The 13,833-nt window shown below is 73.0% G+C and carries 12 protein-coding genes and 1 pseudogene; 11 read left to right on the plus strand and 2 right to left on the minus strand.

The genetic code is table 11. The annotated features are described in order from the left end of the window. Positions 1–164 precede the first annotated feature (164 nt). On the plus strand, positions 165–692 hold the full coding sequence (locus tag J7E94_RS23880) for a sigma-70 family RNA polymerase sigma factor (protein ID WP_215018751.1): 528 nt from the start codon (positions 165–167) through the stop codon (positions 690–692). 37 nt (positions 693–729) lie between these two features. After that, positions 730–1,236: a GNAT family N-acetyltransferase gene (locus tag J7E94_RS23885; RefSeq protein WP_215018753.1), complete on the plus strand. Its 507-nt coding sequence runs from the start codon at positions 730–732 to the stop codon at positions 1,234–1,236. Between the two features lie 17 nt (positions 1,237–1,253). Here J7E94_RS23885 and J7E94_RS23890 read toward each other — a convergent pair whose 3' ends face one another. Beyond that, the gene (locus J7E94_RS23890) at positions 1,254–1,670 is read right to left on the minus strand and encodes a hypothetical protein (RefSeq protein WP_215018755.1); all 417 of its coding nucleotides are present in this window, start codon (positions 1,668–1,670) and stop codon (positions 1,254–1,256) included. Then, the gene (locus J7E94_RS23895; RefSeq protein WP_215018757.1) at positions 1,663–2,031 is read right to left on the minus strand and encodes a hypothetical protein; all 369 of its coding nucleotides are present in this window, start codon (positions 2,029–2,031) and stop codon (positions 1,663–1,665) included. Before J7E94_RS23895 ends, J7E94_RS23890 begins: the two co-directional genes overlap by 8 nt. 70 nt (positions 2,032–2,101) lie before the next feature. Between J7E94_RS23895 and J7E94_RS23900 the strand changes: the two are divergent. The 9 genes and pseudogenes from J7E94_RS23900 to J7E94_RS23940 all read left to right on the plus strand — a co-directional run. Then, positions 2,102–2,448: pseudogene (locus J7E94_RS23900) on the plus strand (HAD family hydrolase); the annotation flags it as partial. Between the two features lie 392 nt (positions 2,449–2,840). Next, a complete protein-coding gene (locus J7E94_RS23905) occupies positions 2,841–3,923 on the plus strand; it encodes a methionine ABC transporter ATP-binding protein (RefSeq protein ID WP_215018759.1) in 1,083 nt (360 codons plus the stop codon). After that, entirely contained in the window at positions 3,920–4,588 is a 669-nt protein-coding gene (locus J7E94_RS23910) for a methionine ABC transporter permease (protein ID WP_215018761.1), read from the plus strand. Before J7E94_RS23905 ends, J7E94_RS23910 begins: the two co-directional genes overlap by 4 nt. Positions 4,589–4,675: 87 nt before the next feature. Continuing rightward, positions 4,676–5,539, plus strand: a complete 864-nt coding sequence (locus tag J7E94_RS23915; protein ID WP_215018763.1) for a MetQ/NlpA family ABC transporter substrate-binding protein — start codon at positions 4,676–4,678, stop codon at positions 5,537–5,539. Positions 5,540–5,730: 191 nt separating this feature from the next. Beyond that, positions 5,731–6,411: a GNAT family N-acetyltransferase gene (locus tag J7E94_RS23920; protein WP_215018765.1), complete on the plus strand. Its 681-nt coding sequence runs from the start codon at positions 5,731–5,733 to the stop codon at positions 6,409–6,411. A gap of 79 nt (positions 6,412–6,490) precedes the next feature. Beyond that, the gene (cbiE, locus tag J7E94_RS23925; RefSeq protein WP_215018767.1) at positions 6,491–7,702 is read left to right on the plus strand and encodes a precorrin-6y C5,15-methyltransferase (decarboxylating) subunit CbiE; all 1,212 of its coding nucleotides are present in this window, start codon (positions 6,491–6,493) and stop codon (positions 7,700–7,702) included. A 275-nt stretch (positions 7,703–7,977) separates the two neighbouring features. Beyond that, the gene (gene cobT, locus J7E94_RS23930) at positions 7,978–11,097 is read left to right on the plus strand and encodes a nicotinate-nucleotide--dimethylbenzimidazole phosphoribosyltransferase (protein WP_215018776.1); all 3,120 of its coding nucleotides are present in this window, start codon (positions 7,978–7,980) and stop codon (positions 11,095–11,097) included. A gap of 645 nt (positions 11,098–11,742) precedes the next feature. Continuing rightward, entirely contained in the window at positions 11,743–12,954 is a 1,212-nt protein-coding gene (gene cobA / locus J7E94_RS23935) for a uroporphyrinogen-III C-methyltransferase (protein WP_215018778.1), read from the plus strand. Positions 12,955–13,012: 58 nt separating this feature from the next. After that, entirely contained in the window at positions 13,013–13,831 is an 819-nt protein-coding gene (locus J7E94_RS23940; protein WP_215018780.1) for an RNA methyltransferase, read from the plus strand. Positions 13,832–13,833: the final 2 nt, after the last annotated feature.

Raw genomic sequence — 13,833 nt, forward strand, 5'->3', positions numbered from 1 at the left:
GGGCATCGACGGCATCTTCACGGACAACCCGGACACCGGGCTGCTCGCGGCGGAGGCCTTCCGCCCGGGTCGCCGTCCCGTCAACCGCTGAACGGGCCTTCCCGAACGAGTGGGCCGGGCCCGGCGGGGAAACCGCCGGGCCCGGCCCACTCGTCCCGCCCGGCATGGACCTGCTGAAGGCTGACGTCTTTGAGAAGCTCCGCCCGCTGCTCTCCGCCGAGGCGGCCGCGGAGGCCCCGGGCGCCGGAGTCGAGGCGGCCGACCTGGAACAAGCCGTCTGGGTCAGGCTGCTGGAGAGCGGCCCGCGCGACCCCGACCCCGACCCCACCGGCCGCGCCCGCTGGCTGCGCCGGGCGGTGCGCGCGGAGGCGCGCCGGGCCCGCCGCCGCGCCCGGCGCGAGATCCCCTACGGTGTGACGCCCGCTCAGACGGGCGGCGCACCGGAAGACGTCCTCCTGCACGGGGAGGAGACCCGGGCCCTCCGATCGGCGGTCGCCCGATTGCCCGGACGCTGTCCCGAGCTGATGAAGGCACTTCTTTCGCCCAGGGACCTTACTTACCGTGAAATCGCAGGAGAGTTGGGTATCTCACAAGGAAGTTTGGGGCCCGTCCGTTCCCGTTGCCTGGGATGTCTGCGCAGAATGCTGGCTGCAGAGGTTGCGGCTCCTGGCCTGTGGGGAAAGGAGCGGTAGACCAACGGGCTACCAGGTGAGCGGGAGGCATGCGCACATGGGCATGAGCGTGACCATTTCGGCGGCGGCTACCGAGGACGCTGAGCAGATCTTCAAACTGCAGTACCTGGCCTTCCAGCGCGAGGCCGAGCTGTACGGCAACTACCTCATCCAGCCGCTCACCCAGTCCCTGGACTCCCTCAAGGGAGAGCTGGCGACGGACACCGTCCTGGTGGCCCGGCTCGGCGATGAGATCGTCGGCACCGTGCGCGGCAGCGTCGACGAGGACGGCACCGGAAAGATCGCCAAGCTGTGCGTGCACCCGCGCCTCCAGGGCCACGGCCTCGGCGCGCGCCTGCTGCGCGCCGTCGAGGAGGCCCTCGCGGGCGGCGGAGGCACCACCCGGTTCCGCCTGCACACCGGGCACAAGAGCGAGTCCAACCTGCGGCTCTACCGCAAGGCGGGCTACACGAAGGTCGGCGGCCGCACGGCCTCCGACGGCGTCCAGCTGGTCATCCTGGAGAAGGACGCCAAGGACGCCGCCGATTTCGCGGTCAGCGCGTAGCCCCCACCACGTAGCGCCTAGCGCTTGCGGCGGAGCCAGATCATCCCGGTGACCGGCAGGATCACCGGGATGAACAGGTAGCCCATCCCGAACTGCCCCCACACGGTCGCGTCGGGGAAGGACTCGGGGCGTACCAGCGTCCACGTGCCCACGGCCAGTACGCCCGCCAGCTCGACGCCGCAGCAGGCCAGCGCCGCCTTGCGGGCCGTCTCCCCGCCGCGCACCAGCGAGTACGTGATGAAGGCGTAGGCCAGGGCGGCCGCGGCGGACAGCGAGTACGCCAGCGGCGCCCGGTCGAACTCGGTGGAGATCTGGAAGGCCGACCGCGAGACCGCGCCGACCACCATCACCCCGTACAGCCACACCAGGAGCAGCCCGGGCCCGGACACCAGCCGCTTGCGCCCGGCGGGAGTGGCGGTCGTCGTGTCAGGCACCGGTGGTTCCCCAGATGTCGTAGAGCCGTACTTCGAGGACGGCCAGGACGACCGCGCCCGCGGCCACCGTCACCGAACCCCACTTGGTCCGCTCGCTCAGCGAGAGCATCCCCGCCACCGGCACCGCCGCGAAGGCGCCCAGCAGGTAGGCGACGAACAGCACCGTGCCCTGTCCCGGCTTCTCGCCGCGGCCGAGCTGGACCAGGCCGACCGCCAGCTGGGCCAGGACCAGCACGGTCACCACGGCCATGCCGATGAAGTGCCAGTCCTTGGTCGGCTGGTCGCGCCACGCGGCGTGACCGCACCAGGCGGCGAGGGCGAGTGCGGCCACGCCGATGGCGACCGTCAGGGCGTCGAGCATGCAGCGAGGGTATTACGGGCCGAAAGACCCGATGCGCGCACCCCTCGCCCCGCGCTGTGATGGAGGGCACGGTGTCGTCCTGCTGCCCGGCACCAAGGACCTGCTGTCCGTGCTGCCCGCCGGCCGCTGGGCGGTGGTCACTTCCGCCACCCTCCCGCTCGCCCAGGACCGGCTGCGCGAGGTCGGCATCGACGTCCCCGAGATGGTCGCCGCCGAGGACATCAGCCGGGGCAAGCCGGACCCGGAGCCCTTCCTGCTCGCCGCACGGCGGCTGGGCGCGCGGCCGGGATGCGCACCGTGGCCTTGACCACAACGCACACCGCCGCCGAACTCGACGCGGACGCGGTCGTACGGGACCTCTCGGCCGTCTCGGTGCAGGTCAGCCAGGACGGTCTGACCATCGGGACGGACGGCTGACACCGACCGGCGTTGTCCGGTATGCGGCCGGTTTCCGTCCGCTATCCGGACATCATTGATCGGTGAAGGGATACGTCTGCTTTACTGGGGCCCATGACCACGACGAGCAGCCGCACCCTTGCGACCGAGGCGACGATGACGCCCGGTGCTCGTTGTATGTGTCGAATGTGCGCCTTCTGAGGGCCCCTTCACTGCAGTCTCGCGCCCCGAAGCGAGACCGGCCGAGCCGCTCTGGCACCCGCTGCTGAACAGCACGGACCGCTGGACCGCTCCTGCCCCGCGCACGCGTCACCGCCGCCGTTTTACGACGGTTCGGCCCGTATCGCGTCCCCAGATGTTTGCCCCGTGCCCGGCACCCGCTGCGCCGAGCACTCGACAGCGACGGAAATCCTGTGATCACCACATCGGGCCTCACGAAGGTCTACCAGTCCCGTGGCCGCGAGGTCACCGCCCTGGACGGCGTGGACCTCCACGTCCGCGAGGGCGAGGTCTACGGAGTCATCGGCCAGAGCGGCGCCGGCAAGTCCTCCCTGATCCGCTGTGTGAACCTGCTGGAGCGCCCCACCACCGGCACCGTGACCGTCGACGGAGTCGACCTCACCGCGCTCGCCGGCCGCGGCCGCCGCGCCGGCAAGGAGCTCCGCGAGGCCCGCAGCCGCATCGGCATGGTCTTCCAGCACTTCAACCTGCTGTCCTCGCGCACCGTCCAGGGCAACATCGAGCTGCCCCTGGAGATCCTCGGTATCTCCGGGCGCGAGCGCTCCCGCAAGGCCCTGGAACTCCTCGACCTGGTCGGCCTCGCCGACAAGGCCCAGGCCTACCCCACCCAGCTCTCCGGCGGACAGAAGCAGCGCGTCGGCATCGCCCGCGCCCTGGCCGGCGACCCCAAGGTGCTCCTGTCCGACGAGGCCACCAGCGCCCTGGACCCCGAGACCACCCGCTCCATCCTCCAGCTGCTGCGCGACCTCAACCAGCAGCTCGGCCTCACCGTGCTGCTCATCACGCACGAGATGGAGGTGGTCAAGTCCGTCTGCGACTCGGCCGCCCTGATGAAGCGGGGCCGGATCATCGAGTCCGGCACCGTCGCCGAACTGCTCGCCACGCCCGGCTCGGAGCTCGCCGGCGCACTCTTCCCCGTCACCGGCGCCGCCACCGGCCCCGACCGCACGGTCGTCGACGTCACCTTCCACGGCGAAGCGGCCGCGCAGCCGGTCATCTCGCAGCTCTCGCGCACGTACAACATCGACATCTCGATCCTCGGCGCCGCGATGGACACCGTCGCCGGCCGCCAGATCGGCCGCATGCGCATCGAACTGCCCGGCCGCTACGAGGACAACGTCGTGCCCGTGGGCTTCCTGCGCGAGCAGGGCCTCCAGGTGGACGTCGTGGCCGAGGCCGACGAGATCGACGAGACCGACGAGACCGACGAGATCGACAACGAACTGGCCGCCCTGGTCGAGGATGGTGCGAAGTGACCTGGTCCGAGATGCAGCCCCTGCTCACCCAGGGGACCTACGACACCCTCTACATGGTGCTGTGGTCCACCCTGGTGACCGTCCTCGGCGGACTGCCCATCGGCATCCTGCTGGTCCTCACCGACAAGGGCGGCCTCCTGCAGAACCGGCCGCTCAACAAGGTCCTCGGCGTGATCGTGAACATCGGCCGCTCGCTGCCGTTCATCATCCTGCTGATCTTCCTGATCCCGGTCACCACGGCGGTCGTCGGCACCTTCATCGGCCCCACCGCCATGATCGTCCCGCTCGCCATCGGCGCCGTCCCCTTCTTCGCCCGGCTCGTCGAGACCGCCGTCCGCGAGGTCGACCACGGCCTGATCGAGGCCGTCGAGTCCATGGGCGGCGGCATCCCCACCCTCGTCGGCAAGGTGCTCCTCCCGCAGGCCCTGCCCTCCCTGGTCGCCGGCGTCACCACCACCGTCATCACCCTGGTCGGCTACTCCGCCATGGCCGGCGCCGTCGGCGGCGAGGGGCTCGGCTCGAAGGCCATCACCTACGGCTTCCAGCGTTTCGAGACCGGCTTCATGGTCGCCACCGTCGTCGTCCTGATCGCCATCGTCACGGTGATCCAGCTGATCGGCGACGGCGTGGTTCGCCTCCTGGCCCGCCGCGGCCGGACAGCCTGAACCGGGCTGACAGGACTTCTCCTCCCAGAAAGCCCGCACTTGTCGTGCTTGGGCCACCACCCCGAAAAAGCAAGAAAGGCACTCTTCGTGCGCAAGAACATCAAGCTCACCGCCCTCGCCGCCACGGCCACCGCGCTCGCCCTCGGCCTCACCGCCTGCGGCAGCTCCTCGGACCCGTCCTCCACCAAGGCCGACGGCGGGAAGACCGACGAGAGCAAGCCGCTCGTCATCGCGGCCTCCCCGAGCCCCCACGCCGACATCCTGAACTTCGTCAAGGACAAGCTCGCGGCGAAGGAAGGCCTCAAGCTGGAGGTCAAGGAGTTCACGGACTACGTCCTGCCGAACACCGCCACCGAGCAGGGCCAGGTCGACGGGAACTACTTCCAGCACAAGCCGTACCTCGACGACTTCAACAAGAAGAACAACACGCACATCGTGCCCGTCGTGAACGTGCATCTGGAGCCCCTCGGCCTCTACTCCAAGAAGGTCAAGGCCCTCGCCGACATCAAGGCCGGCCAGACCATCGCCGTCCCCAACGACACCACCAACGAGGGCCGCGCCCTCCAGCTGCTCGCCGCGAACAACCTCATCACCCTCAAGGAGGGTGTAGGCACCGCCGCCAAGCTGTCCGACATCACCGACAAGAAGGGCCTGGAGTTCAAGGAGCTGGAGGCCGCCACGGTCCCGCGCGCCCTGAACGACGTGGACGCCGCCGTCATCAACGGCAACTACGCCCTCGAGGCCAAGCTCTCGCCCGCCAAGGACGCGCTGATCCTGGAGAAGGCCGAGGGCAACCCGTACGCCAACTTCCTCGCGGTCAAGGACGGCAACCAGAACGACCCGCGGATCCAGAAGCTCGCCAAGCTCCTGAACTCCGACGACGTCAAGAAGTTCATCGAGGAGAAGTACCAGGGCTCGGTCGTCCCGGCCTTCGGCACCCCGGCCTCCTGACCCACCCGGCCGCACCGTCCGGCCAGACCCTGCGGCCCCGTACGCCCCTGTCGGTGTACGGGGCCGAGGTCTGCCCGCATCCGGGCAACCCGGCCCTGCACATCCCCCGGTCGATGCTGCATGCTGTGGCCTACGACCCGCACAAACGGTCCAAACGGTCCCGCACCACGGTCTCAGGCATGGAGCTGCGCATGACTACCACCTTCCCGGACGTCACCATCAGCACGGACCGGCTGGTGCTGCGCCCCTTCGAGGAAGAGGACGTCACCGCGCTCACCGAGATGATGAACGACGAGCTCGTCACCGCCTGGACCTCCGTACCGCACCCCTACACCCACGCCGATGCCGGCGCCTGGGCCACCAGGGACTCCCACGCCGAACGCACCGGCGGCCGCGGCATCGTCTTCGCCGTCACCGAATTCCTCACCCACCGCCTCGTCGGCATCGTCCACCTCCAGAACACCAGCTGGCGCACCCGCTCCACCGAGGTCGGCTACGTCACCGCCCCCTGGGCCCGCGGCGAGGGCTACGCCAGCGAGTCCGTGCTCGCCGTAGCCCAATGGCTCTTCCGGGACCAGGACTTCGAACGCCTCGAACTGCGCACCGCCGCCGACAACACCGCCTCCCAGCAGGTGGCCCAGAAGATCGGCTGCATCAGCGAGGGTGTCCTGCGCAACGCGGGGATAGTGCGCACGCAAACGGCCGACGGGACCTGGAGCCACACCCGCACCGACCTCATCGTCTGGAGCCTCCTCCCCGAGGACCTCGACGACGCGGACACCTACGGGGACTACGACGGCTACGACGCCTACACCGGCTACGAGCAGCGGGCCGACGCGAACGGCCACCCCGTCGGCGCCGACGGGAAATGACCCGATGACCAGGTAGTCTCACCGTGCCGGACCCTCCCGACGAAACTTCGCCTGCCCCCACCCCAGGAGACTGACGACGATGGCCGACCGGGTTACGGTGATCGGCTGGGACGGCTCGCCCCTGACCGCGGCCGCCCGGTCCGCGCTCTCCGCCGCCACCCTCGTGGCCGGTGCCGCCCACCACCTCGCACTCCCCGAGGTCCCGCCCACCGCCGAACGCATCCGCCTCGGCAGCCTGGGCCTCGCCGCGCGCCGCATCGCCAGCCACCGCGGCACCGCCGTCGTCTTCGCCGACGGGGACCCCGGCTTCTTCGGTGTCGTACGCACCCTGCGCGCGCCGGAGCACGGCCTGGAGGTCGAGGTCGTCCCGGCCGTCTCCTCCGTCGCCGCCGCCTTCGCCCGCGCCGGCATGCCCTGGGACGACGCCCAGGTCGTCGTCGCCCACCCGCGCACCCTGCGCCGCGCCGTCAACGTCTGCCGCGCCCACGCCAAGGTCGCCGTCCTCACCTCGCCCGGCGCCGGCCCCGCGGAACTCGCCCTGCTGCTCGAAGGAGTCCACCGCACCTTCGTCGTCTGCGAGGAACTCGGCACCGACAAGGAGCAGGTGAGCGTCCTCACCTCCGACAAGGCCGCCGACCACACCTGGCGCGCCCCCAACGTCGTCATCGTCATCGGCGGCGGCGGACAGGTCTCCGCCGCCGAGCCGGGCTGGCTGCTCGGCCAGAGCGCCGCCCAGTCCCCGGGACCCTCCGGCCGCGGCTGGGCCAGGCCCCAGGCCGACGCGGGGGAGGGCGAGTCCGCGCAGCTGCGCGCCGCACAGCTCGCCCGGCTCGGCCCCCGCACCGGGGACCTCGTCTGGGACATCGGCGCCGGCTCCGGCGGAGTCGCCGTGGACGCCGCCGCACTGGGCGCCGCCGTCATCGCCGTCGACAGCGACCCGCGCGCCTGCGAACGCGTAACTGCCGCCGCCCGCAAGCGAGGCGTACAGCTCCAGGTCGTCGCCGGACGCGCACCGCACGTACTGGAGGACCTGCCCGAGCCCGACGTCGTCCGCGTCGGCGGCGGGGGAGCGGCCGTCGTCGCGGCCGTCGCCGACCGCCGTCCCGAACGGATCGTCAGCCACGCCTCCACGCGCGACGAGGCGGAGGCCATCGGCCGCACACTCACCGAACACGGGTACGCCGTCGAGTGCGCACTGCTCCAGTCCGTGGGCCTGGACACCCGTACCTGGACCGAACAGGACCGTTCCGTCGTCTTCCTGCTGTCCGCCGAACGCCCTGTGACCCGCTGAGCCGAGGGCCGGGGTAGGCTGGCCGATCGTCGTACTGCCCTGGACGATTCGGGCATCACGGCACCGCAGGACGCGCGACGTGGCGCAGTCCACAGTGGAGCGTGGCGGTTATGGCCGCCACCGTGGCTAACGGGCGCGACAATGCTTAGTGGTTGTCGCGCAGGCGCATCTGAGGCGAACGCGTCGCACGGCAACCCCGCACGGCGACTCCGCGCGGCGGGCGCTGTGGGCGACCGGGCGATCGAAGAGGCAACATCGATGGGCGAGGGGTACGCATGACTGACACCGGCCAGGTCCCGGGCGAGGGTCACCCGGACAACGCGGGCATGGTGGATCAGCAGGGCATGCCCGCTCCGCTCCAGATGCCGCCGCCGCTTCCCCCCGGCTACGCCTTCCACGACCTCGTGGACAACCCGGCCGAGCCGGAGGACGAGGAACTGCTGCTCATGCCGAGCGGCCAGGGCGCGTGGAGCGACCCGCAGGTCGTCCCGCAGGCCCCCGCCTACCCCGTCGAGCCCCAGGCCTACGCGGACGCGCCCTACGGCGCTGAGCCGTCGTACCCCGGGGCTCCGGGGGCGTACGCCGAGCCGGCCGCCTACCCCGAGTTCCCTTCCTACGGCGCGGGGGCGCACGAGACGGGCGGCCGGGACTCCGGCGCGCTCGACCTCGGGGGGCTCGGCGTCCCGCCGCCCGCGGCCCCCGCCGCGCAGGCCGCCCCGGTCCGCCGGCCGCTGCACATGGGGCCGCCCGTGCCCGAGGCCACCGGCGGAGTCGTACGGTCCCTCGCCGACCGGGGTCCGGCCGCGGCGCCCATGCCGGTCCGCCAGCCGGGTCCGCCGACCACCGGCCCCGAATACCTGCCCGAATACCTGGACGTCCCGCGTGCGGAGGCCGTGGCGGCCCCCGCACCGCCGCAGCTGAGCGAGATCCCGCCGCAGGCGGGCGCGCCGTGGACGCCGGAGCCGGTCCCGGCCGCCGCCCCCGCCCCGGTGGCCGAGCCCGTCCCGGCCCCCGAGATGCCGGTGGAGGCCGCCGCCGCCCCCCCGGCGCCCGAGCCGGTCGCCGTGCCGGAGCCGGTCGTGGAGCCCGCCCCGGAGCCGGTCGCGGTCGTCGAGCCGCCGGTTCCCGCCGAGCCGGTGGCACACGCCGAGCCCGCGGCACAGGAGCCCCTCGCGGCGGAGCCGGTACCGGTGGAGCCCGTACTGGCGGAGCCGCCCGTGGTGGCCGCACCCGCGGAAACAGGGGTCCAGCCCGCCGACGCCGCGCCGGCCCCGGCCGAGCAGGCCTCCCCGGAGGCCGTCACCGAGCCGGCCCCGGCCCCGGACGAGGCATCCGCCCAGCCCGAGCCCGAGCCCGAGCCCGAGCCCGAGCCGGAGCCCGTGCTTGTCCCGGCCGCGCCGGAAGCCGCCGTACCGGCGGAGCCCGAGCCCGCCCCGGCCGCCCCGGAGGCCGCCGTACCGGCGGAGCAGACCGCTCCGGAGGCGCTCGCCGAGCCCGCCCCGGCAGCTGCCGAGCCGGAAGCCGCCGTACCGGCGGACCAGGCCCCCTCGGAGCCGGTCGCCGAGCCCGCCCAGGCCGAGCCGGTCGCCGCGGCCGAGCCCGAGACCCCCGCGGAGCCCGCCCCGGCGGAAGCCGGGCCCGCAGCCGCCGGGCCCGCCGCAGGCGACCCGGCTCCGGCGTACGACGACGCCGAGCGCGAGGCCGTCCTGCGCGTCATGCGCGAGCGCCGCGACATCCGCAAGGGCTTCCGAACCGACCCGATCCCGCACGAGGTGCTGCTCCGCGTCCTGGAGGCGGCCCACACCGCGCCCAGCGTCGGCCACTCCCAGCCCTGGGACTTCGTCGTCATCCGCTCCGCCGAGACCCGCCGGACGATGCACGAGCTCGCCCAGCGCCAGCGCGAGGCCTACGCGAACTCGCTGCCCAAGGCCCGGGCGAAGCAGTTCAAGGAACTCAAGATCGAGGCCATCCTCGACACCCCGGTGAACATCGTCGTCACCGCCGACCCCACCCGCGGCGGCCGCCACACCCTCGGCCGGCACACCCAGCCGCAGATGGCCCCGTACTCCTCGGCCCTCGCCGTCGAGAACCTGTGGCTCGCGGCCCGCGCCGAAGGCCTCGGCGTCGGCTGGGTCAGCTTCTTCGACGAGCGCGAGATGGTCCGCACGCTCGGCCTGCCCGAGCACCTGGAGGTCGTCGCGTACCTGTGCGTCGGGTACGTCGACGAATTCCCCGAGGAGCCCGAGCTCGCGCAGGCCGGCTGGTCCCAGCGCCGGCCGCTCGCGTGGGTGGTCCACGAGGAGACGTACGGACGGCGCGCGCTGCCCGGCGAGGAGCCGCACGACCTGCTCTCGGAGACGGTCGCCGGCATCCGCCCGCTCGACGCGAAGGCGCTCGGCGAGGCGTGGGAGCGGCAGAAGCGCATGACCAAGCCCGCCGGCGCCCTCGGCATGCTCGAAATCATCTCGGCGCAGCTCAGCGGCCTCTCCCGGGTCTGCCCGCCGCCGATCCCCGAGCCGGCCGCGGTCGCGATCTTCGCCGGTGACCACGGCGTGCACGCCCAGGGCGTCACGCCGTGGCCGCAGGAGGTCACCACGCAGATGGTGGCCAACTTCCTGGGCGGCGGAGCGGTCTGCAACGCCTTCGCCAACCAGGTCGGCGCCGAGGTCTGCGTGATCGACGTCGGTGTCGCGGGCGACCTGCCCGCCACCCCAGGCCTCCTTCCCCGGAAGGTCCGACCGGGCACGGCGGACCTCTCCACCGGCCCGGCGATGACCCGCGAGGAAGCCATCGCGGCCATCGAGGTGGGCATCGAGACGGCCCGCGATCTGGTGGCGGCGGGCAACAAGGCGCTCCTCACGGGCGAGATGGGCATCGCGAACACCACGGTCTCCGCGGCCCTCATCTCGGTCTTCACCGGGGTCGACCCGGCGGAGGTCACAGGCCGCGGTACCGGCATCAACGACGAGACCCACGCCCGCAAGGTGGAGGTCGTACGCCGCGCCCTGGAACTCCACCAGCCGGACCCGGCGGACCCGATCGGCGTCCTCGCGGCCATCGGCGGCCTGGAGCACGCGGCCATCGTCGGCCTGCTCCTCGGCGGAGCCTCCCTGCGCACCCCGGTGATCCTGGACGGCGTCAGCGCCGGCGCCGCGGCCCTGGTGGCCCGCGCCATCGCCCCCGAAGCCCTCTCGGCCTGCATCGCGGGCCACCGCAGCGCGGAGCCGGGCCACGTCGCGGCCCTGAACAAGCTCGGCCTGCGCCCGCTGGTCGACCTGGACCTCCGCCTCGGCGAGGGCACGGGCGCCCTGCTGGCCCTCCCCCTGGTCCAGAGCGCGGCCCGCGCGATGCACGAGGTAGCCACCTTCGACTCGGCGGGCGTCACCGAAAAGTAAACCCGCCGCCGGGTCTCCGCCGCGCACCGGTTCGCCTCAAGCGCCGGCGGGGCTGGGGTGGTGTCCCCGGGCGGGGCCGGAGCGGGGCTTGGGGCGGTGCCCCTCCGGAGTGTCTCCTCGGCTCGCGCACCAAGGCCCGCTTCGTCACGTAAGGGTGGTTGCGCGCTCGTCCTGCGGGGACCCTCCTGCGGGTCCCCACCCCAAGCCCCACTCCGTCCCCGCCCGGGTGCGGGTGTACATCGACTCCCCCGTACGCCGGGCCGGGGTCTTTGCCCGCGGGGGGAGCGGGGGCGCGCAGGGGCGTCCCCGCAGGACGAGCGCGCAACCACCCTTCGCTTTGCGACGTGCCTTGGTGCGCGAGCCGAGGAGACGTCCCGGAGGGACCCCGCGGTCCGGACCGGCGGTCACGACCCCGCCCGGGACACCACCCCAGCCCCGCCGGCGTTTGAGGCGCGGGGTCCGGGGCGGAGCCCCGGGAGCCCGGGCACAGCCCCGCCCCCACCGGGCACAGCCCCGCCCCCACCGGGACCCCCGACCCCCCGGGTCGTATCGTGGACCCGGACACCGGGAAACCCCTCGTCAACCAGCCGCTCCAGCGCCGCAGCGGCCCCGCAGATCCACCGCCGCACAGGAGCCGCAACCGCCATGGCCGACACCCCCGCCTACCCCGTAGGACTTCGACTCGCCGGCCGCCGCGTCGTCGTCATCGGCGGCGGACAGGTCGCCCAGCGCCGCCTCCCCGCCCTCGTCGCGGCCGGCGCCGACGTCCTGCTCGTCTCGCCCTCCGCCACCCCCTCCGTGGACGCCATGGCCGAGACCGGCGAGATCCGCTGGGAGCGCCGCCGCTACGAGGACGGCGACCTGGCCGGCGCCTGGTACGCCCTCATCGCCACCCGGGACCGCGAGGCCAACGACCGCGCCTCCGCCGAAGCCGAGCGCGAGCGGGTCTGGTGCGTCCGCGCCGACGACGCCGAGGCGGCCACCGCCTGGACCCCGGCCACCGGCCGCGTGGAGGGCGTCACCGTCGCCGTGCTGAGCGGCAACGACCCCCGCCGCTCCGCCGCCGTCCGCGACGCGGTCGTCGAGGGGCTGCGCGACGGCACCCTCACGGCCGCCCGCCCGCACACCCCCGGCGTCTCCCTCGTCGGCGGCGGCCCCGGCGACCCCGACCTCATCACCGTTCGCGGCCGCCGCCTGCTCGCCGAGGCCGATGTCGTCATCGCCGACCGGCTCGGCCCCCGCGACCTGCTCGACGAACTCCCGCCGCACGTCGAGGTCATCGACGCCGCGAAGATCCCGTACGGCCGGTTCATGGCCCAGGAGGCCATCAACAACGCGCTGATCGAGCACGCCAAGGCCGGCAAGGCCGTGGTCCGGCTCAAGGGCGGGGACCCGTACGTCTTCGGCCGCGGCATGGAGGAGCTCCAGGCCCTCGCCGAGGCCGGTATCCCGTGCACCGTCGTGCCCGGCATCTCCAGCTCCATCTCGGTCCCCGGCGCCGTCGGCATCCCGGTCACCCACCGCGGCGTGGCCCACGAGTTCACCGTGGTCAGCGGCCACGTCGGCCCCGACGACCCGCGCTCCCTCGTGGACTGGGCGTCCCTCGCCAAGCTCACCGGCACCCTGGTGATCCTGATGGGCGTCGACAAGATCGGCCTGATCGCCGAGGCGCTCGTGCGCCACGGCCGCTCCGCAGACACCCCCGTCGCGGTCGTCCAGGAGGGCACCACCGCCAGCCAGCGCCGCGTGGACGCCACGCTCGCCACGGTCGGCGAGACGGTCCGCGCCCAGGAGGTCCGCCCGCCCGCGGTCATTGTCATCGGCGACGTCGTCCGGGTCGGCACCCCGGCCATCTGAACCACCAGCGCCCGAAACGGCCGTTGGCACCGCACCCAGGACAAGGCAGTATCACCCTGTGGCAGATCTCATCACCGTCGAAGACCCCGACGACCCGCGCCTGCGCGACTACACGGGCCTGACCGACGTCGAACTCCGGCGCCGGCGCGAGCCCGCGGAAGGCCTGTTCATCGCCGAGGGCGAGAAGGTCATCAGACGGGCCAAGGACGCCGGGTACGAGATGCGCTCGATGCTGCTCTCCGCCAAGTGGGTCGACGTCATGCGCGACGTCATCGACGAGCTCCCGGCCCCGGTCTACGCCGTCAGCCCCGAACTCGCCGAGCGCGTCACCGGCTACCACGTGCACCGCGGAGCCCTCGCCTCCATGCAGCGCAAGCCGCTGCCCACGGCCGAGGAACTGCTCACGACCACGCGCCGCGTGGTCATCATGGAAGCGGTCAACGACCACACCAACATCGGGGCCATCTTCCGCAGCGCCGCCGCCCTCGGCATGGACGCGGTGCTGCTGTCGCCCGACTGCGCGGACCCGCTCTACCGCCGCTCGGTGAAGGTCTCCATGGGCGCGGTCTTCTCCGTCCCCTACGCCCGTCTGGACGCCTGGCCCAAGGGCCTGGACTCGGTCCGCGAGGCCGGCTTCAAGCTGCTCGCCCTGACCCCGCACCAGAAGGCCTCGCCCATCGACGTGGCCGCGCCCCAGTCCCTGGAGCGGGTCGCGCTGATGCTCGGCGCCGAGGGCGACGGACTGTCCACGCAGGCCCTGGTCGCCGCCGACGAATGGGTGCGCATCCCCATGGCGCACGGCGTGGACTCGCTGAACGTGGGCGCCGCGGCAGCCGTCGCCTTCTACGCTGTGGCCCAGGGCCGCAAAGCCCCCTAACG

It is taken from the genome of Streptomyces sp. ISL-94 (assembly GCF_018614075.1).
Lineage (GTDB): Bacteria > Actinomycetota > Actinomycetes > Streptomycetales > Streptomycetaceae > Streptomyces.

What these genes read in the sequence shown, in the direction of transcription:
- J7E94_RS23880 (WP_215018751.1), top strand. Translation starts at nt 165, where the DNA reads ATGGACCTGCTGAAGGCTGACGTCTTTGAGAAGCTCCGCCCGCTGCTC.
- J7E94_RS23885 (WP_215018753.1), top strand. Translation starts at nt 730, where the DNA reads ATGGGCATGAGCGTGACCATTTCGGCGGCGGCTACCGAGGACGCTGAG.
- J7E94_RS23895 (WP_215018757.1), bottom strand. Translation starts at nt 2,031, where the DNA reads ATGCTCGACGCCCTGACGGTCGCCATCGGCGTGGCCGCACTCGCCCTC.
- J7E94_RS23920 (WP_215018765.1), top strand. Translation starts at nt 5,731, where the DNA reads ATGACTACCACCTTCCCGGACGTCACCATCAGCACGGACCGGCTGGTG.
- cbiE (WP_215018767.1), top strand. Translation starts at nt 6,491, where the DNA reads ATGGCCGACCGGGTTACGGTGATCGGCTGGGACGGCTCGCCCCTGACC.
- cobT (WP_215018776.1), top strand. Translation starts at nt 7,978, where the DNA reads ATGACTGACACCGGCCAGGTCCCGGGCGAGGGTCACCCGGACAACGCG.
- cobA (WP_215018778.1), top strand. Translation starts at nt 11,743, where the DNA reads ATGGCCGACACCCCCGCCTACCCCGTAGGACTTCGACTCGCCGGCCGC.